Origin of the sequence: Echinicola salinicaeni, from assembly GCF_014280965.1 — a bacterium.
Classification (GTDB): Bacteria; Bacteroidota; Bacteroidia; order Cytophagales; family Cyclobacteriaceae; genus Echinicola; species Echinicola salinicaeni.
Genome location: NZ_JACODZ010000002.1, coordinates 186,648 through 212,073, shown reverse-complemented (window position 1 = coordinate 212,073; position 25,426 = coordinate 186,648). Strand labels below are relative to the sequence as shown.

General features: G+C 39.1%; 14 protein-coding genes. 3 read left to right on the top strand and 11 right to left on the bottom strand.

Features of this window, described 5'->3' with window-relative positions; translation table 11 throughout:
• Positions 1-87: 87 nt before the first annotated feature.
• The 5 genes from H7U17_RS04340 to H7U17_RS04320 form a co-directional block, all read right to left on the bottom strand.
• The gene (locus H7U17_RS04340) at positions 88-951 is read right to left on the bottom strand and encodes a glycoside hydrolase family 16 protein (protein ID WP_186755240.1); all 864 of its coding nucleotides are present in this window, start codon (positions 949-951) and stop codon (positions 88-90) included.
• Between the two features lie 115 nt (positions 952-1,066).
• The gene (locus H7U17_RS04335; protein WP_186755238.1) at positions 1,067-3,046 is read right to left on the bottom strand and encodes a RagB/SusD family nutrient uptake outer membrane protein; all 1,980 of its coding nucleotides are present in this window, start codon (positions 3,044-3,046) and stop codon (positions 1,067-1,069) included.
• Positions 3,047-3,059: 13 nt separating this feature from the next.
• Positions 3,060-6,554 (bottom strand): TonB-dependent receptor, encoded by a 3,495-nt coding sequence (locus H7U17_RS04330; protein WP_230981262.1) that lies wholly within the window; start codon positions 6,552-6,554, stop codon positions 3,060-3,062.
• 129 nt (positions 6,555-6,683) lie between these two features.
• Positions 6,684-7,712, bottom strand: a complete 1,029-nt coding sequence (locus H7U17_RS04325; protein WP_186755236.1) for a FecR family protein — start codon at positions 7,710-7,712, stop codon at positions 6,684-6,686.
• 134 nt (positions 7,713-7,846) lie between these two features.
• Positions 7,847-8,476 (bottom strand): RNA polymerase sigma factor, encoded by a 630-nt coding sequence (locus H7U17_RS04320; RefSeq protein ID WP_186755234.1) that lies wholly within the window; start codon positions 8,474-8,476, stop codon positions 7,847-7,849.
• Between the two features lie 925 nt (positions 8,477-9,401).
• On the opposite strand from H7U17_RS04320, the gene H7U17_RS04315 reads away from it, so the two are divergent.
• Genes H7U17_RS04315 through H7U17_RS04305 form a run of 3 tightly spaced genes read left to right on the top strand, consistent with a single transcriptional unit; the run spans position 9,402 to position 15,094 of the window.
• Entirely contained in the window at positions 9,402-12,641 is a 3,240-nt protein-coding gene (locus tag H7U17_RS04315) for a glycoside hydrolase family 2 TIM barrel-domain containing protein (RefSeq protein ID WP_186755232.1), read from the top strand.
• 16 nt (positions 12,642-12,657) lie between these two features.
• Positions 12,658-14,187 (top strand): sulfatase family protein, encoded by a 1,530-nt coding sequence (locus H7U17_RS04310; RefSeq protein ID WP_186755230.1) that lies wholly within the window; start codon positions 12,658-12,660, stop codon positions 14,185-14,187.
• Between the two features lie 28 nt (positions 14,188-14,215).
• Positions 14,216-15,094, top strand: coding sequence for an AraC family transcriptional regulator (locus H7U17_RS04305; protein ID WP_186755228.1), 879 nt, complete (start codon positions 14,216-14,218; stop codon positions 15,092-15,094).
• A 28-nt stretch (positions 15,095-15,122) separates the two neighbouring features.
• Here H7U17_RS04305 and H7U17_RS04300 read toward each other — a convergent pair whose 3' ends face one another.
• The 6 genes from H7U17_RS04300 to H7U17_RS04275 all read right to left on the bottom strand — a co-directional run bounded on the left by H7U17_RS04300 (position 15,123) and on the right by H7U17_RS04275 (position 25,375).
• A complete protein-coding gene (locus H7U17_RS04300) occupies positions 15,123-16,727 on the bottom strand; it encodes a sulfatase family protein (protein WP_186755226.1) in 1,605 nt (534 codons plus the stop codon).
• A 202-nt stretch (positions 16,728-16,929) separates the two neighbouring features.
• Positions 16,930-18,447: a sulfatase gene (locus H7U17_RS04295; protein WP_230981260.1), complete on the bottom strand. Its 1,518-nt coding sequence runs from the start codon at positions 18,445-18,447 to the stop codon at positions 16,930-16,932.
• 318 nt (positions 18,448-18,765) lie between these two features.
• On the bottom strand, positions 18,766-19,686 hold the full coding sequence (locus H7U17_RS04290; protein WP_186755224.1) for an endonuclease/exonuclease/phosphatase family protein: 921 nt from the start codon (positions 19,684-19,686) through the stop codon (positions 18,766-18,768).
• A gap of 14 nt (positions 19,687-19,700) precedes the next feature.
• On the bottom strand, positions 19,701-20,636 hold the full coding sequence (locus H7U17_RS04285; RefSeq protein ID WP_186755222.1) for an alkaline phosphatase family protein: 936 nt from the start codon (positions 20,634-20,636) through the stop codon (positions 19,701-19,703).
• A gap of 119 nt (positions 20,637-20,755) precedes the next feature.
• The gene (locus H7U17_RS04280) at positions 20,756-22,258 is read right to left on the bottom strand and encodes a SusD/RagB family nutrient-binding outer membrane lipoprotein (RefSeq protein WP_186755215.1); all 1,503 of its coding nucleotides are present in this window, start codon (positions 22,256-22,258) and stop codon (positions 20,756-20,758) included.
• A 30-nt stretch (positions 22,259-22,288) separates the two neighbouring features.
• Positions 22,289-25,375: a SusC/RagA family TonB-linked outer membrane protein gene (locus H7U17_RS04275; protein WP_186755214.1), complete on the bottom strand. Its 3,087-nt coding sequence runs from the start codon at positions 25,373-25,375 to the stop codon at positions 22,289-22,291.
• Positions 25,376-25,426 lie beyond the last annotated feature (51 nt).

The following is a 25,426-nucleotide window of genomic DNA, read 5'->3' as shown; positions in this document are numbered from 1 at the left end:
TCCACCAAAAATAAGGAAGCCTAAAATTTGCCAAAATATCAATCCGTCACCTGATATCGCTAAATCCATATTATTTATATCTAATTATTATTTTTCAACTTCTTCCCAAACCTTTACATAATCGATGACCATTTCATAGGGAAAGTCATCCGTAGAGCTTACTAATCCCGGCCAGAAGTATTTTCCTGATTGGCCCTTATCTGCACATGCATGATTGAGGATGATATAAAAATCGGTTTCGAATGGCCACATACCTGCATTATCACTACCTTTTTTATGTGTCATGGTTTTTTCACCATTGACATAAAATTCAATTTTATCTGGTGATTTGATAATGCCATAAGTATTAAAATCTTCCAAATCCACCTTTGTGGTCATAGATGGTGCTGGTTCCAGCTTTTCATCTTCCGAAGCGGATTGGTGGACCACTTGATAAACCATATCATCAGTATTCAAATGCTCCATCACATCAATCTCCCCTCCACTGGGCCAGCCAGCATAAACCGGGTTTTGGGGCATCAACCAAATAGCTGGCCATGCACCCTTGCCCATATGGAAAAATTTGGCTTTGACCTCTAACTTACCATAGGTAAAACTAAACTTGTCTTTGGTTTGTATGGCCCCTGTTTCAGGTAAGTCAGTTTCCTCATTCCACCTAGCCTTAATATGCAGCTTGCCATCCTTAACTTCAGCCAATTCCTTTTCATTGGGAAGCACATACATATTCCATGGGGAAGACCAAGGCTGCGTCTGATAGCTAGCCCAATTATCACCATTATACTCCTCCCCCTCAAATTCATCTTCAAAAATCAATTCCCATTTCACCTCTTCATCATCCGGTGCAGGGTCATCGATAATACCCTTATTCCCCTTGCTGCATGAATAAAAAACCATGGAACAAAGAATCATGGAAATTCCAGAAATTTTAATTCTATAAAGTAGTTTTTGCATTTTGGTTTATTGGTAATGTTCTAAAAATATACAGTCAAAAAAATCTTTTAAACATAAAAAAGAGGGCACAGGAAAGGCTTACACCCCTCCTGTGACCTCTTTGACATGCTTTTAATTATTCGATTGCTGCAGAATTAGCCTGTAAAGGCCATCCCGGGTTTTGATATATTACTGAGTTTTCTGGGGATCCAGAACCATCAGGTGTAGTGATAATAAAATGCTGAATAGCGATAGGCTCCAAATAATGTGCATAAGCCCATTTATAACCATCCTGAACAAAATTAGATGAAGACAAATTGATTCGGTATGGTCTCAAATACTCACTTTCATTAGGATTGGAAACATTTGGCGTTCCTGAAGTACCTGCTGGAATTAATGTACTGGTACCATCTTCATTTTCATACCATTCTTCCATTGGGCCAAACAATTTGAACCCTTCCACGATATATGGATCAGTTTTCAATTGATCCAAAGCTCTCCAACGCTTCAAATCAAACATCCTCATTCCTTCAGCTATCAATTCAGACCTTCTTTCTCTCCTTATATTATACAGTATCGGATCGGTAAGCATCACACCAGCAAAATAAGAAGCAAGGTCATTCTCTGCCTCCACTGACATATCTGTAGCTCCTACCGTAACCATATAATCTGGATTCACACCAGCTCTATTTCTAATGGCTCTCCAATAGCTATCCGCTTTACCATTGATCGCACCATCCCTGATATAGGATGCTTCGATATAGTTAAGATATGCTTCCGCTGCTCTGAAGACAATAGAACCGGTCTCACCAACATTTCCTGTAGCTTGGTCATTTCTATAACTCATACCCTTTTTAAGGCCATAACCTGTTACATACCGAGATTCTCTAATATCTAGGATATTTGGCTCCCCTATCAATAAAGGAGATCCATCAGAACCTGTGGCGTCATTTATCCTCAACTCTCCTGGAGTTTTCATAAACAATTGCAAACGGTTATCTCTATCTACTTTTACATCAGAAATAAAATCATCTCCCTGATAACCAGACCCAGCCGCATAAATCGGCAACCCATTGGACATCAAGAAATTATCTACAAACCCTCTGGTAAATCCAGTGTTACCTCCATTTTGGTTCACATAAGCATTTACATTATGGTTTAACCCAAGAGTAGGATCATAAGCTCTCCAAAACAATACCTCGGAATAGCCAAACAAATCTTGGGAACCGAACATGGCAAAATAAGGATTACCTGAGGAATCATAGCCGTCATCCTTCATGTTAACGGTTAATTCTACTTGATCTGCCACTTCTTCAGCAGCATCCATTGCCTCAGTTAGGAAGAAATTGATTTCTTCATCGATATTCAAGGAATATCCTTCTCCTGGCCATCCCGCACCACCTGGAACATGGGCTGTACCTTTATGGTAAGTCAACCAAGAACCTTCATGCAAAGCCACCCTGGACTTGAACAATAAAGCAGCTTTTCGGGAAAGCCTATTGGTTCCTCCCGGAGGATTTTCGGACAATAGCATGATCGCTGAATCCAAATCTGATAGGATAAATCTGGCTACCTCATTTCTTGGTTCCCTTACAGAAGCTTCAATCAACATTTCCTTGTCATCAGGAAGAGAAGTCTTTAGAATAGGGAAATCACCATAAGTCTGTACCTTTTCAAAATACTCATAAGCCCTTAGAAAATATCCTTCTCCAACATAATGGTCCACATTGGTACTATTACCGGATATTTCACCAGCCTTCCATTTTGGCACCACATTTTCAAGGAAATAATTCATATTCCGGATAGAACCAAAGTTCCAGGCACCACCTGACTGAGGCACCCTTTTTTCTCCTGGCATCCAGATATTGCTGGCATCAGTTGCTGCCTGATTATCGGTATGGTTATCATATCCAAAAGTCCCCACATTCCATCCTGAATGCGTAGGAAATCCATAAGCATTGATAGTATAGGATGCTAAATCAGCCTCACTATTTAAAAAGGCATCTGGCGTAACCACTGATAATGGCTCACGATCTAGAAAATCATTACAAGCTCCCAAAAGTGCTGATCCAACAACAATCAGGAATAGTCTTAATACAAATTTATTCTTAATCATATTGAAATTGCGTTTAGAAGTTGATATTCAGACCACATGAGTAAACCGTCGCAAATGGGTAGGTCTTACCATCATTCCATCCACTCAACCCAACTGTTTCTGGGTCAAATATTTTGGACATCTTGGTGAAGGTCAAGAGGTTTTCACCAGAAACATAGAACCTAGCTCTGCCCATCCCCACTTTGGAAAGTATCGACTGCGGCAAAGAATAACCAATCTGAAGATTTTTCAGACGTAGATAAGCTGCATTTTGCAAATATCTGGTTTGTGTTTGGTTATTTTGTCCTCTATCAAAGGCCAATCTTGGGAAATAAGAATCCAAATTAACTTCAGCAGCTCCGGCCTGAACCATTGGAGAATTTTCATCACGGAAGAAATCCATATGCTCCATAAATGCTGCAGACTGCCATAAGTTTTGTCCACCAGCACCCCAGAAATAAGGGCCATTTGGCATCCAGTCACGCTTTCCAATGCCCTGGAAGAAAATTCTGAAATCAAAATTCTTATATTGGCCAGTAATATCTAATCCATACCTAAATCGCGGGGTACTATTACCAATCACCCTTCTATCTCCTGGATCATCAAGGGTATTGTTTCCGCTATTGATGGTTCCATCACCATTGATATCTGCATACATAATATCACCTGCTTGCCAGTTATTGCCCATTTGATTTTGACTGACATTTTCTAGATAAGCATCCATTTCTGCATCGGTTTTGGCAATACCTAATGTGGTATAACCCCAAATTTGGCCACTTTTTCTACCACTAAACCATTGAGAAAGATTCTTGGTATCATTTGGATACTTGGTCACTTTTTGTTGATCGTCAGAGAGCACACCTCTTATATTATATGAAAGGTCTCCAACTTTATCTCTCCAGTTAATTTCCAATTCAAAACCATAAGACTTCAAATCGGCATTGTTTACTCTTGGCACACCAGTCCCCAGAATTACTGGCAATTCCTCTGCAGGCCCTACCATATCAAGAGTATATCTGTTATAATAATCCAAATTCAACAATAATCGGTTGTCCAATACCCCCACATCAATCCCCACATTATAACTTTTCACTCTCTCCCAAGTCATGAACTGACTAATGATGCCTGGAGCAGAAGAGGTATTTGGTCTGGCACCATTGATCAACCAACTTCCATTATTAACAGAAAAGGGTTGAGTCAAATAGAACGGGTACCAACTATTGGTATTTTGGTTACCTAGTTCACCATAGGAACCTCTCAGTTTCAACATCTGAACCTGATCGATATTCCAAAACTCCTCTCTGGCAATATTCCATCCCAAAGAAGCTGAATTAAACAAATTCCAACGTTTATCTCTGATAAATCTGGAAGACCCATCGTATCTGGAGTTGAATTCAAAAAGGTATTTCTCCTTATAGTTATAGTTTACCCTACCAAAGAAACCTGCTGTTGCCCAATGGTTATACTCACCTCCATTGGTAAAATTATCTGTTGCCGTATTAATGGAAACTACATTTGGGGTGATCAACCCTGTTCTAGCTGCCTGAACAGTTCTGTATTTATTCAGTTCCGAGTTAAACCCAGCCATTACCTTAAACTGGTGATCTTCATTTAAATCGAAGGAATAATCCGAGTAAATATTAGAATTAAAATAATTGTCCTTACGGTTATACTCAGAAACTGCCGTATGTCCTGCAGAAGACCAGAACACAGGGATAGCAAAAGGCTCTCCTTCTACATCATAAGCATAAGCAGGCAGATAATTGCCAGCATTATTTTGGTTGATAATCCTATAATTACCACTGGCATAAATATTCCAGTTTTTAACTGGAGCATATTTCACCTGTCCCTGGATATAATAAAAATCCTTATAGTTGTCCTGGGTACCACCTTGTATCATTTGGTTGATCTCACTAGGCTGAGAGAAATAACCATTAGGATCTCTTAAAGGAACGGTAGGCCATCTTCTGGCCACGTTATGGTAGAATAGGTTATTCAAATGGGTAGCCTTGGTAAAATACTCCCTTACAAATCTCGAGTTATAATTAAAGCTTACCTTCTCATTGATTTTGATATTGAACTTACCTGCTAATGAATACCTGTTAAAGTGGTCACCACCATAGCGTGATAAACCTCCTTGATCAAGATAATTGGCAGAAAGGAAATAGGTAGCATTCTCATTACCACCATTCACGCTTAAATTATGGTCTTGAGAAAATGATTGGGATTTATATTGTTCTTTAAACCAATCTGTATTACCATGAGACCCTGAATAATACTGCCAACGGTTTCCATTGTTATTTGGAACAGTGGCGTAATCAATTTCACCGTTTTGGTACTGCACAATTCTTTCCATCACCTCATCACTGAATACAGGAGTTCTACCAGCATTGATGGCTGCCTCATTGTAGTAGTTGGCGAAGGTGAAAGAATCCATCATTTCTGGTAGTCCCATAGGCTTGGACATCCTGAAGTTATTATTATAACTCACTTTTACCTTACCCTTTTTACCGCTTTTTGTAGTGATCAAAATAACCCCAAAAGCAGCTCTTGAACCATAAACAGAAGCCGCTGCCGCATCTTTCAACACCGTAATATTTTCTATATCCTGAGGGTTCAAAGCATTTAGGTTACCATCCATTCCATCGATCAAAACCAATGGCGCAGAATTTGAGCCCGCTCCGATAGTACCATTACCACGGATATTAAAGCTGAGATTTTGGTTCAATTCACCTCCCAGGCCGGCAGTTTGAAAATTCAATCCTGGAATAACCCCTTGAAGCATCTGCCCCACACTTTGAACTGGTCTTGACTCCAAAACCTTAGAATCCACTGTCGTTACTGCACCGGTAAGATTAGCCTTCTTCTGCTCACCAAATCCCACAACTACTACTTCTTCAAGGCTTTTGGTATCCTCCATCAGTTGGACATTTATGATGGATTGCCCGTCGACCGGCACAATCTCTGTCACATATCCGATGAATGAAAAGCTCAAAGAACTGTTTTCATCAACACTAAGGGTATAGTTACCATCAAGATCAGTTACAGTACCCTTACTTGTTCCTTGCTGCAAAACTGTTACGCCGGGAATAGGATTATTTACCTCATCCACAACTTGTCCTTTTACAGTAATTTCTTTTATCAAAGCCTGCTGACTACCAGCCACATCCCTTGCTACTACACTTATATTGCCATTGACCTGCTTGAAAGAGAGTTGATGACTTCTGGACAGCCCCATCAAAACCTCCTCAAGCGAAATGTTTTCGACATTAATACTCACTGGCAAAGCATTCCTTACTAGCTTTTCCTTATAACTAAATTCAAAATCAGTTAAGCTGCTGATCTCTTCAAAAGTTTGTTCTAAAGAAGTCTGATTTAAATTAAGACTTAGATGTACTTTGGTTAAATCCAATGATTCCTGAGCTTTGGAGGGTGCTGCATGGATGAAATTCAGGAAAAATAATTGGACTACGAACCCGTACAGATAGAATTTTCCTATCATACGTAACGCATGTAATGTTTTTTTCATAAATTAGAATGTTTTTTGTAATTGGAATTGCATTAAACGCCAGCAAATAGTGTAGCCTGAGAAACTTTCTATTTGCCAACAAGGGCCAATGTTCATCATTGGCTTTTTTTGATCATAGGCGATTGGTTTTTATTGAAATTTTAAAGTGACATTTTTATTCTCGATTTTATAATTCAAATGAAGAGAGTGTGACATACTTTCTAAAACATGCTCTAAGGTGGCTTTTCTATATTTGCCACTAAAGCTGAACTCATTTTCAGGAGCGTTATGCACCTCTATTTTTACCCCGTACCATCTCTCCAACAGGCCTACTGCTTCGGACAATCTAGCCTTGTCGAAACATAGGGTTCCCTCTACCCAAAAGGGATAATAGTCAAGATCAAAACGGTCTTTCTTAGGTGACTCGCCCTCCTGATAAACCACTTGCTCTCCTGGCATCAATAATAGCTCTTCATCTGGCTTATTAAATGGGTAAACCTTTACCTTTCCTTCTGTTAATTGAACCCCAATATCCTTCCTGTCAAAAGCTTTCACATTAAAAGCTGTCCCTACTGCTTCAGTGACTACATCCCCACTCTTAACTTTAAATGGAATTCTCTTATTCTTTGCCACTTCAAAGAAAGCCTCACCTTCTAAAAAGAGCTCTCTGTGCTTTATTCCAAAATCCTTGTCATACCTAATCTGACTACCAGAATTCAAGTAGGCCATTGTGCCATCAGGGAGAAACACTTTGCTTTTTTGCCCAAGTTTTGCATCTCTGACGGTCCACTTCTCAGCCACAACCTCCTCAATTGATGCTCCGAAATAATTTTCCAGTTCAGTATTCCATACCAACAAACCACTTAGCAATATCACCAACATGGCCACCAACAAAGTAGGGATACTCATTGCTTTTCTTCTACCATAAAATCTCCCAACAGGCCTTATTTGAGATGAAATGTTATTAAACAATTCATCCTCTTTAAGCTTTGACCAATCATTTGCAGGTGCTTCTAATTCTTCCAAAACCATTTTGGATTTAAGTAGTAAATCCAGCTTATCAGGATAATTCTCCTTAAACCAAATAAAGAACTCATCATCCTTACTTGCACCTGAATGCACCCAGTCCTTAAATGGGGAATAGCCTAGAATATCTTCTATGTTATCAAAGGATCTCATTTATTTTTGTCTTTCAATAGTATAGAGTAATAAAAATTGCTTAATCTCACCTTGAGGGTAATAAAAAATTAATTTTTACAGAATTTAAAAAATATAACTAAAATCATTAAAACATTTTGAACCAAAAGGAAGTTTTAATGAAATATCGACAACAGCAAAAGAATGATTATTTTAGCCAATCGTGAAATATTAACATTTTCTTTTAGGGTTTTTAACCCTTTAAAAATTAAATTATAGATATAAGGGATTTGAACGCCCATAATATCTGAAATAGACTCATAAGGCAATTCTTCTATATAACGGAGATATATGGCCTCTTTTTGTCTGCTTGGCAATTTCTCTAGGGCCGAAATGGTTTTACCACCTTCAAAATCAGTAATATTGGTCTCTTCTAATACCCCTTGCATATAATGATGGAAATCCAACATTATATTGGGATCATCAATAGACTCACAAAACTGTTCCTCATTAATCTTTTTAATAATCAAACGTCTATAGGAACTAAAAATATAATGGCTTAAGGACTTAGAAATATCTATTCGTAGTCTAGAAGACCACAAGGAAATAAAGACTTCTTGTATTGCATCATCGATTATGGATGAATCCCGTGTAAAACGATACCCATAAACATATAACTTTTTTGCATGCGCCCTGTAAACAAACTCAAAAGCTTTATCATCTCCTTCAACTACTCGAGCCCACAATTTTTGATCATTCAACCTTCCATAGTCCATATCAGTAATTTTTTTAATATTAATGGTCACAACTTATTTTTTGATGACATATAGGGGAATTGGAATCTTTATTACACTTTTATTTTCAAGCACTTAGCCTCTGGAACAATTCAAATCAGCACCTCCCAAAGAGTAAATTTCCTCTAATGAAAATAAAGTCATCAACAAATATTTGACACGAACACATTCGAGGCGTTTGCCCAATCTCAAACCACTTCATTTCATCAATATTTAAAGAAATATTCATTCAATGATCATTAAATAAAGTAATTATTTTTGATAATAATAAAATTTACAACAAATAATTATCTTTTAAACTTCCTTTCGATAATTTTTTAACTAAAAAATTATTTCTTACAATATTTTCTTAAAAGGAAAACCACTTCATCATTTGATTAGTCTAATAGAGGAAGATAAAGAGATGCAAATTCGATTTAGCAAAAAGATGATAGATTGGGATTCCATTTCAGATTTTAGCTTAAAACGAAAACCATAAAATGTTTCATTTCTTGAATTTTCATTACAATCCCCAATCATAAGCAATCACTTATTCACCTATAAACTGTAATTCACCTATAAAAAACTCCATATCTTATATATTAGTTATCTAGGATTAATCCTTAGGATATCGACAAATTAAAAACCAAACATCCACTTCCATTTATAATGCTAACCCACATTTATTTTAAAGGAAACACGATAATCGAAGCCATTCGAAATTGATTCATAATGGATTATATCTTTCAACAATAAGGATACAGGCCAAGAAAAAAAGGCCAAAAAACCTGATTATTATTAAATTAAAATAAAAAATCCACCTAAATCTTTTACAATTCAATCGCCTCAATTAATGGACTATATTATGATATCCATCTCTAAAAACAAGTACTCTTTTAATCTTAAATAAAACAGTTTATTTTTGTTTCTACCTTATTTAATTGATTATCCGTAAACTATGCAGTACTTGAAAAACCTTACAATATTACTGTTTGCTTTAGCTATTTCTTTCTCAGCATTGGCCCAGAAAATAGATCTGTCGGGACAATGGGATGTAAATCTGATCAAAACAGATTCTTCTTCCGAATACTTTCGAGAAGGTTCCAAAACCAAAGGAAAAATCCAACTACCAGGATCATTGGCTGAAAATGGATTTGGTTTAAAAACCACTGGGTCAGACTTTGGGGTCCTTACTCCAGCGTTCAAATATATTGGAGAAGCAGAATATTCTAGAGAAATCATTATTCCAGAAACTTGGAAAGATAAAGAACTAACGCTTTTGCTGGAAAGGGTTTTATGGCAATCAAAAGTATTTATTGATGGCCAAAAGATGGGAACTGCTGATGCACTGGGCACACCTCATTACCATGATCTTGGTCAACTTAGTCCAGGAAAACATACCTTGACAATAAGGATAAATAATGACATGATCCATAATATCGGTGATAAGGGACATGCCTATGGAGAATATACCCAAAGTATTTGGAATGGCATTGTTGGAAAAATAGAACTCAGGGCCCATGACCTTAGCGCCATCTCACAATTGAGAACATTTCCAAACACTGCTGATGATCACTTGGACCTGAATATTATAGTAGATGCTGAAAAGGCTGAGAAGGCTAAGTTTGAAATCAGCATCACTCAAATAGGCCATAAAGAACCAGTTTTCCAGAGCACCTTACATCAAAGACTCCAAACTGGCACCCAAGAGCTCAATATTCCTTTGAGCCTTAACGGGGCCCTAAAAAAATGGAATGAATTTGACCCTACCGTCTATACACTTGAAGTCAGGTTAAAAACCAGAAAATTCGAGGATTTAGCAGAAACAGAATTCGGTTTTGTAAACTACAGTCATGACGGCACCCATGTTTTGGTCAATGGAGAACCTGTATTCTTAAGGGGCAACCTTGACTGTGTTCATTTCCCACTTACCGGTTATAGTTCTGCTAAGGTAGAAGATTGGGAAAGGATCTTTAAAATATACAAAGACTATGGACTCAACCATGTCCGTTTTCACTCTTGGTGTCCTCCCGAGGCGGCATTTAAAGCAGCCAACAGAATAGGCATCTATATGCAGGCGGAAGCTTCGATCTGGATCGACTGGTGGATGAGCGTAGATAACACTGAACGCGGTCGCCCAGAGATGAATACAAAAGGCTTTCCACAAGGCCTAGGAAAAGACCCTGAAAGAGATGCTTTTGTGGTGGCAGAGATGAACAGAGTAGTGGACGAATATGGTAATCACCCTTCATTTTCCATGTTCTGTATTGGCAACGAATTGGGCAATTCAGACTTTGATATCATGAAAGAATGGGTGGCTGACCTTAAAGCAAAAGACCCAAGACACCTTTATGCGGTTTCTACTGCCAGAACCATCACTGAAGTAGACCAATATAATGCCACCCATTATATCAAGGGAGTTGGTAGGACAAGAGGTTTAAATGGCCCTCATACAGACTGGGACTTTGAGGATATCTACAGTCAAATGGATATTCCAATTATTGCACATGAAATTGGTCAATGGCCTGTTTATCCTTCTTGGAGTGAAATTGATCAATATACCGGTGTTCTAAAAGCCAGAAATTTCATGGAATTCAAAGAAATGGCTGAGAAAAACGGCATTGCCCATCAAGCTGATGATTTCAAAATGGCTTCTGGAGCACTGAACCAGATCATGTACAAATATGAAACAGAATCCTTCTTGAGAACAAAAAGCTGTGCCGGCGTCCAATTATTGAGCATGCAGGATTATCAAGGACAAGGCGAAGCATTGATCGGATGGCTAGATGCCCACTGGGAAAGCAAAGGAATAACCACACCAGAAAAATTCAGAGAGCACTTTGATGAAACTGTCCCATTATTAAGAATGAAAAAATTCGTATGGGAAAGTGGAGAGACATTTAACGCTTCAGCCCAACTCTCTCATTTCGGACAATTTGACATCCCCAAGGGAGAAATTCAAGTTAATATTACGGACAATTCAGGAAAATCAATCCATCAGGAAAATTGGCCTATCACCAATATCAAAAGAGGCTCTCTCAATGATATTGGTAAAATTGAATTCTCCCTAAAGAATATTCATACAGCGCAAAAATTAAATATAGCACTTAGCCTAGTAGGAACAACATTCAAAAACTCCTGGGATATTTGGGTATACCCGACAAAACTCCCTGTTCCCTCAGAGGATGAAATTATCATCACTGACCAAATGGACAGTGCTAGCTATGCTGCTTTGGAAGCAGGTAAAAAAGTACTCTTGATTGCCAACCAATTAGGGACCGAGGAAAACAGTGTCAACCTTAGTTTTTACCCGCTATACTGGTCGCTGACCTTCTTCCCAGGTCAAGGAAAGACCAATATTGGCATGCTGATCAAGGACCAACATCCTGCTCTTGCCAATTTCCCTACTGACTACCATTCCAATTGGCAATGGGAAAGCATCAGCAAAGGAGCCAAAGGGTTTATCCTGAATAACACCCCAAAATCATTCCAGCCAATAGTACAGGTAGTGGACGATTTCCACCGAAACAATAAAGAAGGAGCTATATTTGAATTTGCTGTTGGAAAAGGTAAACTATTAGTGAGTGGCTTTGATATACAAAATACGGACTTGCCTGTTGCCAAGCAATTACGGTACAGTTTAGTAGAATATATGAAGTCACCGGATTTTGCCCCTTCATCACAGGTTGATATTACATATTTATCTTCCTTGTTCCCTAAAATCCCAGTGGCAGAAGAAGAGCAGACAGACGGTCAATACAATAATATTATCCTAAGAGTCAATGCAGGGGAAAATGCCACAGAGAAAAACACCTCCCTTCCCTGGAGTACAGCGCAGGACCATGTGATAAACATCGCGGAAAACCTATCTTATAAAGTCAAAGCAACTGGTGTATGGAAAGACAATAAAGGCAGTGCCTGGCATGGAAAGGAAATCACTTTGGAGATAAAAGTACCAGATGGAATCCTCGGAAGTTTTTATGTGCTGTTTGATGATTGGAACAACCAAGGACGCGATGGATTTTTGACATTCGAGGGAAGAAAAGTGCGCTTAGGAAAACATCATGAAGAAGGAGGTAAATGGGTGAAATTTCATATTATGCGAGAAGACAGCAATGATGGAAAAATCATTCTAAAAGCCAATGTGACAAACGGAGGAAATTTAATGATCAGTGAAATGATAATAGACCAAGAATAAATTCAAAATACCTGAAATGAAAAAAAACATCAAAACAAGATCTGGCTTTTGCTCCTTAATCCTAATTGGATTGGGGATATTCCTTGGCTCATGTGAGAACAAAGGAACAGATCAGTCAAAAGAAGTAAAACAGCCTAATATCATTTTGATCGTCACTGATGACCAAGGTTATGCTGATCTAAGCGCTTATGACCATGTATCCAAGCATTGCGAAACACCCAATATGGACAGGATAGCCAATAATGGGGTACTATTTTACAATGCCTATGTGACTGCCCCTGTATGCAGTCCCTCAAGAGCTGCTATCTACACAGGCCAATACCAAGAAAAATGGGACCCTAAAATGGCCTGGGCCTCTGGACTTCCCCATAATGTAAACACTATAGCGGAAGTACTTCAAAATGCAGGATACTCCACTGGGAAAATAGGTAAAAGTGATTTTGGCACTAACTATCACAATGCCCAAGTAAGGGAATTCCCTCTTCAACATGGTTATGAATCATTTATTGGGTTCAGTGCACACGCTCATGACTATTTCTTACTCGACGAAAAGATCGAAAAAAGCACCCCTGACCCTTATGGCACCAGTGCCTCCTTAGGAAGGATTTTCGTGGATAGTACAAAAACTAGTTTTGAGGACACTTATACCACGGAACTTTTCACTGACAAGGCCATTGAATTCATTAATAAAAACCAAGATGAACCGTTTTTCCTGGACCTTTCCTACAATGCCGTTCATCACCTTATTCACGAAGTGCCGGATGAATATCTAGAAAAATGGGATGTAAAAAAAGTGGCCAATTATGATAGTAGTTATGGTAAGTATAAAGACTACTATTGGGATTATACCCAAGTAGGTAAAATCTCTGACGAAGAAATGAGAAAATACTTCCTGGCTAATCTTAATTGCTTAGATGATAATATAGGAAGACTTTTGGATGCCTTGGAAGCTGCTGGAAATTTGGAAAACACCTTGATTCTTTTGGTATCGGACAATGGCGGTGAACCATTGGCTGGTGCCAACAACCTACCACTTTCAGGAAGCAAGTACACCATGCATGAAGGTGGTATCCGTGTTCCTATGATCCTATCGTGGCCAAATGGTTTGCCAAAAGAAAAAGACTATAAACACAGGGTATCCACTTTGGATATTTTCCCTACCTTTTTGGAGGCTGCTGGAATTGAAATACCACAAAATGGAGAACTTGATGGCAGTAGTTTGATTACACCCATCAAAGAAAACAAGGCAAGCAAGTCTGCAAAAAAGCCTTTATTCTTTCAATTTGCTAACCAATGGGCAGTCATTGACCAGAATTACAAATTGGTTTTTGCCAATGATTACAACCCTAAAAACAGGCCCATTACCAGTCAAATCATGTTGGGCTCCAACCCTGGAAAAATAGCGCTTTACAATTTGGAAAAGGATCCAGGAGAGCGACATAACCTTATTGAACAGGACAGTATAAAAGCCAAAGAAATGCAAACCCTTCGCCAATCTTGGCTTAAGGGAATGGAGGCGAATTACGGGAATTATAAGAAGAATTAAACAAGGTTACCAACCAGCCCTTTGGGATATGACCAAAAAAAGAGAAGGATTCAAAGGCCAAAGAGCCATAGTACTTCCCAACGACATCCGTAGGTTTTGCAAGGAAGACCCCATACTGTCTTCCTTATACCTAACGGATATTGGCTATTACCCAAGGGCACAACACCACTTTCGCAAACGACCAAAAGGTGCAAACGAAAATATCCTGATCTATTGTATTGAAGGTAAAGGGACTGCCATTATCAATAATGAAGTTTTTCAAATCAATCCTCACGACTATTTGATCATTCCTGAAGGCACCCCTAACTCCTTTGCTGCAGATGAGCATCTACCGTGGAGCATTTATTGGATTCACTATAAAGGAACAGCTGCCGAGGAATTTAATAATTTGCTCATTCAGAATAAAGAGCGTTTTGTCCAACATTCCCCTTATGTGGATGCTCGGACAAAGTTATTTCATCAACTGATCAACATACTAGAGTCTGGTTACAGTAAAGAAAATTTAATCAATGTAATGCCGCTATTGCAGCAAATATTATTCTCATTGATTTACCCTAAAAAACTATTACTAGAAGAAGCTTCTCCCCGACAAGAAGAGGTTGAAAAAGCCATTGAGTTTATGAAGGAGAATGTTGAATCCCTCCTGACATTAGAGGAAATGGCCAATCAAACCAATTTATCGATTTCGCATTTTTCATATACTTTCAAGCAAAAAACCGGTTATACCCCAATCAACTATTTCAATCATCTTAAAATCCAAAAAGCCTGCCAATACCTGCAGTTCACTGACTGGACACTCAAGAGGATTTCCTCACAATTGGGCTTTGAAGATGCTTATTATTTTTCCAGATTATTTAAAAAGCACATGGGCTATTCTCCCAATTTCTACAGAAAAAGCTATCTTTGATATTTTCCAATCCAAATCATGGGGATGCTTACTGAAAATCAAGAATCTTCTCAACCTCCTGAAAATCACTTTCATTTACCCAGCCGGCATCTAACTTCTCACCCTTCATATACCTGGAATAAAAGTCCGCGCTGTTGAGATCCGAATATTTATATCGATCAAAGATGTCTCCATTGCCAAACATTCTAGGATCACCTTGTGCTTTTAACTTTTTGAACAAGGCCTTTTTAAGCTTTTCTCTTTCCTTATCAAAATCACCACTAAGCACTAAATTGTGCACACAATCTGGGTCTTCTTTGATATTGTAAAGTTCCTCTGCAGGACGCTTTCCAAAAGACCATGCCCAATAATCAAATGTGCTTGCATCATAGATTGAATTAAGGCAGACGGTCTTGGTAGCCCCACCATCGGTGTTTAAATATCCAGTTTCTGGATTGCCTGCTGGCCATCTATCAGGTTTAAAATTCCTCAGATAAAGCATCCTGTCCTGCACTATCCCCCTGATGGGATAGCCTTGATCATCAGGTCGGCCCACATCATGTCTTTCCTTGCCTATCAAAACATGGTTTCTTTTGGGATCAACCATGTTTGAGTGATCTGAAAATAAGATATCAGAAAAGCTATTGCCTGTAATTGCCTCCATACCACTGTCCTTTTCTTTCACTCCTGCTAATTCAAGGAAAGTAGGTGCAAAATCAATAAAGCTGATAAAGTCGTCTATTTTTCGCCCAGTAGTCATAATTCCATTTCCCCAACGGATCGCCAAAGGAAGGTGATTGCTATATTCATATTCCTGTCCTTTCACTCTCGGAAAAGGCATTCCATTATCGGCAGTCACTATAATGATGGTATTATCCAATTCGCCTCGTTCCTCCAACTCTGCCATCATCTTGCCCAGCTGCTTGTCAAAATATTCGATTTCATAGGCATAATCCAGCAAATCTGTTTTTACAGAATCTTTTGCAGGCCAAAAATCAAATACCTGATCATCATTCACCTCTCCTACAGACTTGCCTCCTTTCGCTATGCCAGAGCCATATTCATAACCTCTATGGGGTTCCAATCCCCCGTACCAAAAGAAAAAAGGTTCTTCCTCAGCATTATCCTCTAAAAAGGCTTCAAAATTGGCTGCATAATCCACATTACTGATATGGGGTGTGGGAGGTATGGTTTTTATTTGACTGTAATTGTTTACCAATAAATTCCTTGCTGAACCATCTTCATTTTTGGCCCGCCCTGGCGCCCAACCTTTCCCCGTATAACCTACATGGTAACTATTTTCATCCAACACCTCTGCAAAGGTTTTGAATTTGGCTGGAAAATAAGGCCAGTGGTTGGCTCCCTCTTCCAATTGCCAGGAATTTCTCCCCGTCAGGATATTCGATCTGGAAGGGGCACATTTTGCGTTTGGTGTATAGGCATTATTGAAAAGAATGCCTTCTTCAGCAACCCTGTCAAAATTGGGTGTATTGACCCAATCACAGCCATATGCCCCCATATGCATGTAAGTAACATCATCCATAATGGCAAAAAGTATATTGGGCTTCGTCGTTTTATTCTTCCGCTCCTTTTGAATATAGCTCCAAAAAGCTACTAATATGATCAAGGCCAATGGGAGAAAAGTCTTCTTCATGGATTTTTTGGATTAAGGGATCATTATTGCATGGACAATTTATCATTAAACCAGCAATATGCAATACAAAGCCCATCTCAAAACCAATTAACCAATAAATAAAAGCCTTGACAATTTTTATCCTTATCTAATATTCAGAAATAAAAAACCAGTCACATTTTCAATGTAACTGGTTAAGATCAATTGATAACAATAACTTACCTTAAGGCAGTCTTTTGGCTTTTGGATATTTCTCCAATTTAGCCACCAATTCTTCCACAATTTCAGGCTTTTCTTTAGCTATATTTTTTTTCTCTCCTGGATCATTATCATAATCATATAATTCGTATACCACATCTCCTGTTTTCAAATGGGTCCATCTGACCATACGGTATTGTTCCGTTCTGATGGCTTCTCCCATGTGTCCGCCCATTTGATAAGCATGATAAGCGTGATCCTTAATGATATTTGATCCATCAAGCAAACTTGGCTTCAGGCTGATTCCATCAATAGGCTGTGGACCATCAGGTCTTTCCAATCCGGCCAAGTCAGCCAAGGTTGGAAAAATATCCACTGTCTCCGCCAGTTGTTTCGTAGAACTTCCTTCCTGAGTGACTCCAGGTGCCACAAAAACCAAAGGAATATGATTGGCTTGCTCATAATTGGTGTGCTTGGTCCAAATCCCATGATCTCCTAAATGCCAGCCATGATCACCCCATAACACAATAATGGTATTCTCATCCATATTCAAACGCTTCAATTCATCCACCACTTTCCCCAGCTGGGCATCCATATAGCTCAAACTGGCATAATAGCCATGTATCAATTTACGCTTCAAATCTTCTTCATAAATATCTTCCCTTACTGGAACAGGAAAAAACTGTACTATTTCGCCTTTACGCTTTACTGCAAAACCAGGAGCACCATCCGGTCCTTGTTCAAACTCCGGCATGGGTAGCTCATCAGGATTATACATGTCCCAATATTTTTTTGGTGCACTAAAAGGCAAGTGCGGACGGGCAAAGCCTACAGCCATAAAGAAAGGCTGCTCAGGATTTTTATTTAGCTCCCTTAACCTATCAATGGCATGACGGGCCACTCGGCCATCTGCATAACCTTCATCCAATACATCTGGACTTTCCCAAGCTGCTCCCCTTGGCAATTCATGATTCCTAGGCGTATCTTCAATATACATATTGGTATTTTCGAAGTAGGCTTCCTCACGGGTCAATTTCCTATTAGTACTTTCAGGATCCAGGTACTCTATCACTTTTTCTTTCCAATGAGGAATGCTCCAGGAAGCTTTATCATTGGTATTACCGTGTCCTATATGGAAAACTTTACCCATGGATTCAGCATGGTAGCCTGCATTCATAAAATATTGGGGCATGGTCACTGCATCAGGAATAACATCCCTGAATTCTTTGCCAAAATTGTACAGGCCAGTACTGGTTGATCTTGAACCCAAAAGCAAATTATATCGAGAAGACACACATACGGCTTGATTACAATATGCCATATCAAATCGCATCCCACTATTGGCCAGTTTATCCACATTGGGACTAACTGCTACGGGATCACCATACACACCCAAATTAGGCTTAAGATCATCTACAAGTAGTAGCAAAATATTGGGTTTGGAAGATTTCTCTTGGGCCATGGTCGTTTCCGAAACCAGACAAGCCAAAATCAGAAAAGTTCCCCAAATCATTATGGTGGAAAACCTGCTTTTTAAATTCATACTAAATTTTATTTTGAGTTTAATAAATGCACATCCATTCCAAAAAATGAGCATACCCAAGAAAATAAAATGAGGCTTTTCCTATAGAAGAAATCTTCAAACAATAACACCATATCACTTGGGTTTAATCATTAATTGGTATATAGCAAAATTAAATTTACTTGACCATTTACAATAAGAAAAATTCGTCAAAGGTTAGAAATTATACTTCAAACCACCCAATAAGCGGAATAAAACCCACAAACACATTAAATAAAAAAAGTGTAGCAGACTGGCTACACCTTAAATAATATCCTTTAAGATCTATGAGATAAAAATCTAATCCATTTTAAATTCTGCCATAACTGGATAGTGATCCGACAAATAATAAGTTGCCTCTCCATTTAATACTTTGGCTTTTTCACATTTGGTGGCCAGATATGGAGATACCAAAATATAATCTATTCGAACCGATTTCTCTGATCTTCCCTCTCCTTTTTGCTTTTCAAAAACCTGGGTAGGAAAACTTATTCGATCGTCCCATTCCGAGGTAAACCTCTGACTAATATCTATCAAGGGATAGCCCAACAAACTTCCAATCACCCCATATTCGAATTCTCCATCAATTAAATTACTATTATTTTCATTTGCGGCATCTGATTTCCGTCTCGCATCCAATAAACTTGCTTTGGTTTTATAAGTATCACCATCAAAGGGAGACAGAGCATTGAAATCACCTAGTACTATGTATTTTTTCTGGTTCTCATCAAGATCGGACAACTTTTCCCTAATGATCTTAGACTCCACCTGCCTTCTTTTATAATCTGATGGCGAGAAATGTATCACCATAAAATCAATATCTGCCACTTTACAGTGCAAGGCTCCATGATGCATATTCTCCAAAATTCTTTCCTTTACCTCGATGGGATATTTGGAAGTAATGCCCACTGGATAGCCGGAAGTTTTTAGGATTTCCGCATAATTATGCCCCCATTTTTTGGCATCCGATAACAATTGCTCATGTGTATATCCGCATAACTCCTGAAGGGCAAGGATATCTGGGTTTTGCGACCTGACCCATTGGACCATTTCCCCCTTTCTTTCAAGGTCCTTGCCCCAATCAAAGCCATTCCAGATATTATAAGATATTATTTTTAAATCTTCTGGAGACTTTTGAGCTTTTGCATTAGTAGAAAAAGTCAACTGAAATATAATCGCCACCAAATAGGCTAAACTTGTAAATGCAATTCTTCTCATCATATATAATTAAAATCTTACTTCAACAGGGATTTTCCATCCAAACCGTACGGCGCTGGATCAATATCCAGATAATCGTAGATCGAAGCAACGATATCTAGCTGTGTAGGTACTTGGTCATAACCATATTTCTCCAGGTCCACTAGTTTAAGCTGATCATCCTGCTCCAAAGCAGGTCCATTTCCTGGTACTATCTCCTGTCCGACCATATTATCGCCAGCCACAATTACAAAAATATTTCTCTCCTGTAGTGTAGCTCCACCATGACCCGTTTTATATCCACCATGATCAGTACTCATCAGGATCAACCATTCCTCATTTTCCCGGTTGGGGCGACTGTTGATGGCATCCATCAAATCACCCACATATCTGTCAAACTGAATGATTTCCCTGTAATATTCAGGCACACTCTCGTAAAAACCATGGTTATGCCCCGCAATGTCTACATCTCCATAATAAACTGCAGTGGCATCGGCTTTTTCATTTGAAAGGTATTCCACAGCTGCTTGGTGAATATAGGCATCGCCATCATGGGCATATTTTTTAGCTACACGGAGGTCTACCTGATCCAGAATAAGTCCCACAGGTAACCAAGTATAAAAAGCAGCCGTGTGATACTCGGGATATTGATTTTTTATCACGGTCAAAAAATCTGGATGATTGGCCAGGTCATTATTTTTAAATGAATTATCCACCACCTTATGCTTGGTCTCTCCTACTCCTGTCAACAGATTTGACCACCCGGGACCACTGATGGTAATCCCATTATTGATGGCATCATAACTATAAATAGCCTTTTGAGTCAGCAAGTCTATATTGGGAGTGGGGATACTTCTCAGTACTTCGCCCCGAGTTCCATCAGTCCCGATAAACAGGACTTTTTTCTCTTTCTGCCCAAAAGCCCAACCATTGATCAGCAGTAAAACTAAAAATGCTATAAAAAACTTTCTCATAATATAATGGACTAATCTTAAGGTAAATAAATTGTTATTGTATCATTAAATAATAGCCAAAAAAGAGGGGCTATCCGTCACAATGCCCCTCTTTTCAAATTAAAGTCTAAATAAAGCAATTACTCTTTATCCCACCAAATACGTGTCATAAAGTCATCGGCACCTTGTCTACTGATTGCTTCATTGATATTTTCTTCATTGATGCTGTACTCTTCTCCTGAATAGGTCATTCTTCTAGGAATCTGACCATTCGTAACATTTCCAGGATAATTGGTTGGAGTCAATTCAGGATAACCTGTTCTTCTCCACTTGCTATATCCTTCCCAGTTCACCAAGAAGGTAGCTGCCCAATACTGCTCTCCAATCATCTCCATACCTTTTGAACTATCATAAGGATGTGCAGCCAGGTAAGCGGCTACTTCCATATCAGATGGAGCAGAGATTCCAAAAATCTCCCACTGCTTCATCGCTGCGCTTACTCCCTTATTATAGTGTTCCTCCACCGAACCATTATGCCAGCCTTTTAATGCTGCCTCAGCCAGCATTAGCTCTACTTCAGCATAAGTAAGGTGCAAGGAAGGCGAAGTAATTTGTCTTAGAGTTGGATTGACATTGGAATATGCGGCCAAGTCGCCTCCACCAGGGTAATCAATAATAGTGGTATTATCATACCCATTTGGCAAGCCCATGTGCTCTCCTCCATTTTCTACCCAGCTGATGATACCCAATCGAGGATCATTTTTGTCTTTCATCCAACCGACAAAAGTATCTGACAGCCTAATTCTATCTCGAGTATTAAATCCAGACCAGAAAGGATTGTTGCCCCCTTGTTCTCCATGCAGTATTCTAGCCATATCTGCATTGCTGGACATTACACCTCCTTGGATCGCTTTTTTCACCCAAGCTTCGGCTTCGGTAGGCGCTGCATTTGAGATTCTTAATCCTAATCGCAACATCAAAGAATAAGTGAATTTCTTCCATTGGTCAATGTTTCCCCCGTACAACAAATCCTGGTTTCCTGGTGTTGGTTTAGTGGCATCAAAAGAAAGGACTGCTTCCTCAAGCTCCTTGAGCATGTCTTTGTAGATCAGCTCTTGGGAATCATATTTTGGCAACCATACATTATTGATATAGCCCATTCCCGCATCAAAATAAGGCACATCACCATAAATATCCGTGATACGGTGTGCAGACATGACCTTCCAAACCCTGCCTATGGCATAATAATTAACGGCTTCAGGATCCATTGAAGTCCTATTCACATAATCAGCAATATCCCTAAATTCGTTATTATAAACTTCATCAAAGAATGCTGATGCAAATAAAGGATCATTCAAATATTTATCCCCAGGAAGAAAAACCCCAGAAACAGGGCTCTCCAAATCTGCCATTTGCTGAATGGAAGCAAAACAATATCCCAAAGAGGTCCTGAAAATTTCATGGGCTCCTCCTGTAAATGCCATCTGCATTTTGGTCAATTGAATCCCATAATCCAGATCACTTATCTGATTCGGATTAACATTCATTTCTTTAAGGTCTTCTACACAACTCGTAGAGACTAACAAAGCAAGGGCCGGTGCCAGTAATGCTTTCTTGGATATATTTATGATATTGAATTTCATTCTTTTGGTCATTTTAGTTCTAGCTATGAATTAAAATTTGATATTAAGGTTCACCCCATAGCTTCTACTTTGAGGCAATTGGAAAAAGTCCATTCCCTGAGCATTTCCTTCATTATAAGTAGATTCAGGATCAATATTTTCCACCTTGGAATGGATCAACCATAAATTTCTTCCCACCAAGGAAAGTTTAGCAGCCCTTACCTTGAACTTGCTTAGGAAAGAAGTTGGAATGGAATAACCAAAAGTAACTTCACGCAACTTTACAAAATCAGCATCATATATAAACTGCTCTGCAATTTTGTTTCTGATTTCATTATAGTAGGTAGACATTTCACTTGCAGGAACATCACCTATTCCATTTTCCCTGCCTACTAAAGTATTTTTATGCATACCTCTTCTGTATAACCAAGAGTTGGTTCCACTAAAGATTACCGCACCCATCTTATAATCGATCAAGAAACCAAAATCAAAGTTCTTATAGGTGAAATTATTGGAAAAACCTCCTGTAAATGGATGTACACCTGTTCCGAATGGTACAATACCTGCTTCATCATCTCTCATTGGTAGACCTGAGGCATTGTGCATGATATTTCCAGATGCATCACGTAGGTATTGGTATCCGGTTACCTGACCATAAGGCATTCCTTCAATATTGTGCACATAAGCTGTTTGTGCCCTGTTCTGATCCAATTGCAAACGCTCCCCATCTACCTCAGGATCTATCAAGCTCACTACTTCACTTTTATTGTAGCCCATATTAAGGGAAGTATTCCAAGTAAAGGTCTTCGTGTTTATAGCACTGCCGGTAATTAATAATTCAAAACCCTTATTGCTTACTTCTCCGACGTTCACCTGTGCTGATGAGTAACCAGAGGTTTTGGAAATGGTAGCTGGTAAAATATCTCCTTCAGTGGTTCTTTGATAAACTGTGAAATCCAAACCGATTTTGCTATTGGCGAATTGGGCATTAAAACCTGCCTCAAATTCTGTCGCCAATAAAGGCTCCAATGCAGCATTGGCTACAAAGCCTTGTGCAATACCACCCTGGGGGATACCATTGGTAGGTGTACCCAAAGAATATGTTTGGTTCAAGACATAAGGAGAAGTATCTCCACCCACTTGGGCCCAAGCCAATCTTAACTTGAAGTAATCCATAAAGGAAGGCATTTCCATCAATTCGGAAAGCACTGCACTTGTACTGACTGAAGGATAGAAAATTCCTCTACCGTTCAAAGTACTGAACCAATCCTGTCTGCCAGTAGCAGTCAAGAACAAAGCCGCTTTATAAGAAATCTCTGCCAGTCCGTATACCGAGTTGATTCCTTTAGAATAATAGCTTGTTCCTCCCGATCTTCTAATTGTATTGGAAAAGTTATTAAAAAACGGGATGGCAAAATCATTACCATTAGTACTGTTGCTATACCTTTCCTGCTTCATGCTGGAGGCTCCTACCAGCACATTGTATTCCAAACCATTGGAAAAACCCATTTTGGAGCCTAACATGACATCGCTGTTGATCTCCTTATGCTTGGTTTGGCTTTCCCCAATAGAACCCAAAGGTTGCTGTGCACTACCGTAAGGTGTGATACCTTCATTACTTCTGTTCCACTGGTCAATTCCCGTTCTTGCTTTTACAAAAAGCCAATCTGTAAAATCATAGTTTAATGAAAAGCTACCAAGTGTCCTTGTTCTCTCGCTCAAATTACTTTTTTGGTACGCACTGAAGTAAGGGTTCTCAAAATAAACGGTTTGAGCGGGAAGAAACTCTTTACCTGTGATTGGCTCAGCACCCAATCTATCAGGATCTCCTTTCATGTCCAAGACATTGATAGACGGAGCCAAACTCCAAACAGTATAGTTGACATTACTGACCAAGTCACCTTGAGCCGGTGGATTCTTAACATTTTGGATGATATAGCTTCCACTTGCATTAAATGTTAATTTTTCGCTCACCTTACCTTGCGCATTTATGGAAAAGTTATTTCTGTCCATTCCAGAATTAGGCACAATACTCTTATTGCTTAAATCTGAAGCAGAAAATCTAAAGCCCATTTTTTCTGTTCCGCCAGAAAGGGCAATGGTATTGGTAAAGGTATGTCCTGTCTCATAGAATCGATCAAAGTTATCACCGCTATAGGAATATGGACGTTCTACTCCATCGAATTGTATCACTGGACTACCGTCCAGTTTGGCACCCCAAGCAGTATCTCCACCCGCAAGGGCTTCAGCTAATGTAGTAGGCTTTTGGCCATTCAGACCATGGCCGTACTCTCTTTGGGTATCCAACCTATTAATGGCTTTATCTACAACAAAATTGGAATTCACTTCTAATTGAAGTCCTTGCTTGCTTGCTCCAGACTTGGTGGTTATCAAGATCACACCATTTGAGGCTCTAGATCCATATAGGGCAGCCGCTGTATTACCTTTCAAAATGGTCATGCTCTCAATATCATCTGGGTTGATATTACCTATACCATCTCCTTGGTCTCTACCTCCCCACATTCCTGCTGATCCCAAATTACTGTTATCAATAGGTATCCCATCAATTACGTACAATGGCTGATTATTTTGGGTCAAAGAGGTATTTCCCCTAATAATCACTCTTGAACTACCAGCAGGTCCAGAGGCTACATTACTCACATTCACCCCGGCCACTTTACCTGCCAGACCATTGGCCACATTGGTTTCTCTTGCCTCTGTAAAGCCTTTACCTTCTACCTCACTGACTGAATATCCTAAGGCCTCTTTATCCCTTTCGATACCCAAGGCCGTTACCACCACCTCTTTCAAATCCTGCTCGTTTTGTCCTAAGGTGACATTAATGATACTACGGTTATTGACTGCTACTTCCTGGGTTTCATAACCAATAAAACTAAAGACCAATATGCCGTCAGATACTGCTGAAATTTCATATTCACCGTCTATATTGGTGACAGTACCTTTTCCGCTATCCTTGACCAAGATGTTTACTCCTGGAAGGCTTTCCCCATCTGAAGAGGAGACTTTACCCTTGATGACTGACTGAGCCAACAAGGAATGACTACAAAAGATTAAAACAATTACTCCCAAGAGCTTTAGGAATGCCACTGGAAGACGCTGAAAGTTGAGTTGTTTCATAGTTTTTGGGTTTTATAATTAATATTTGCTTAAGGTGTATTTCGTTTATAC

Excerpts from the sequence above, each read along its gene's own strand:
- H7U17_RS04340 (WP_186755240.1), bottom strand. The coding sequence starts at position 951 with ATGCAAAAACTACTTTATAGAATTAAAATTTCTGGAATTTCCATGATT.
- H7U17_RS04335 (WP_186755238.1), bottom strand. The coding sequence starts at position 3,046 with ATGATTAAGAATAAATTTGTATTAAGACTATTCCTGATTGTTGTTGGA.
- H7U17_RS04330 (WP_230981262.1), bottom strand. The coding sequence starts at position 6,554 with ATGAAAAAAACATTACATGCGTTACGTATGATAGGAAAATTCTATCTG.
- H7U17_RS04325 (WP_186755236.1), bottom strand. The coding sequence starts at position 7,712 with ATGAGATCCTTTGATAACATAGAAGATATTCTAGGCTATTCCCCATTT.
- H7U17_RS04315 (WP_186755232.1), top strand. The coding sequence starts at position 9,402 with ATGCAGTACTTGAAAAACCTTACAATATTACTGTTTGCTTTAGCTATT.
- H7U17_RS04310 (WP_186755230.1), top strand. The coding sequence starts at position 12,658 with ATGAAAAAAAACATCAAAACAAGATCTGGCTTTTGCTCCTTAATCCTA.
- H7U17_RS04305 (WP_186755228.1), top strand. The coding sequence starts at position 14,216 with ATGACCAAAAAAAGAGAAGGATTCAAAGGCCAAAGAGCCATAGTACTT.
- H7U17_RS04300 (WP_186755226.1), bottom strand. The coding sequence starts at position 16,727 with ATGAAGAAGACTTTTCTCCCATTGGCCTTGATCATATTAGTAGCTTTT.
- H7U17_RS04295 (WP_230981260.1), bottom strand. The coding sequence starts at position 18,447 with ATGAATTTAAAAAGCAGGTTTTCCACCATAATGATTTGGGGAACTTTT.
- H7U17_RS04290 (WP_186755224.1), bottom strand. The coding sequence starts at position 19,686 with ATGATGAGAAGAATTGCATTTACAAGTTTAGCCTATTTGGTGGCGATT.
- H7U17_RS04285 (WP_186755222.1), bottom strand. The coding sequence starts at position 20,636 with ATGAGAAAGTTTTTTATAGCATTTTTAGTTTTACTGCTGATCAATGGT.
- H7U17_RS04280 (WP_186755215.1), bottom strand. The coding sequence starts at position 22,258 with ATGAAATTCAATATCATAAATATATCCAAGAAAGCATTACTGGCACCG.
- H7U17_RS04275 (WP_186755214.1), bottom strand. The coding sequence starts at position 25,375 with ATGAAACAACTCAACTTTCAGCGTCTTCCAGTGGCATTCCTAAAGCTC.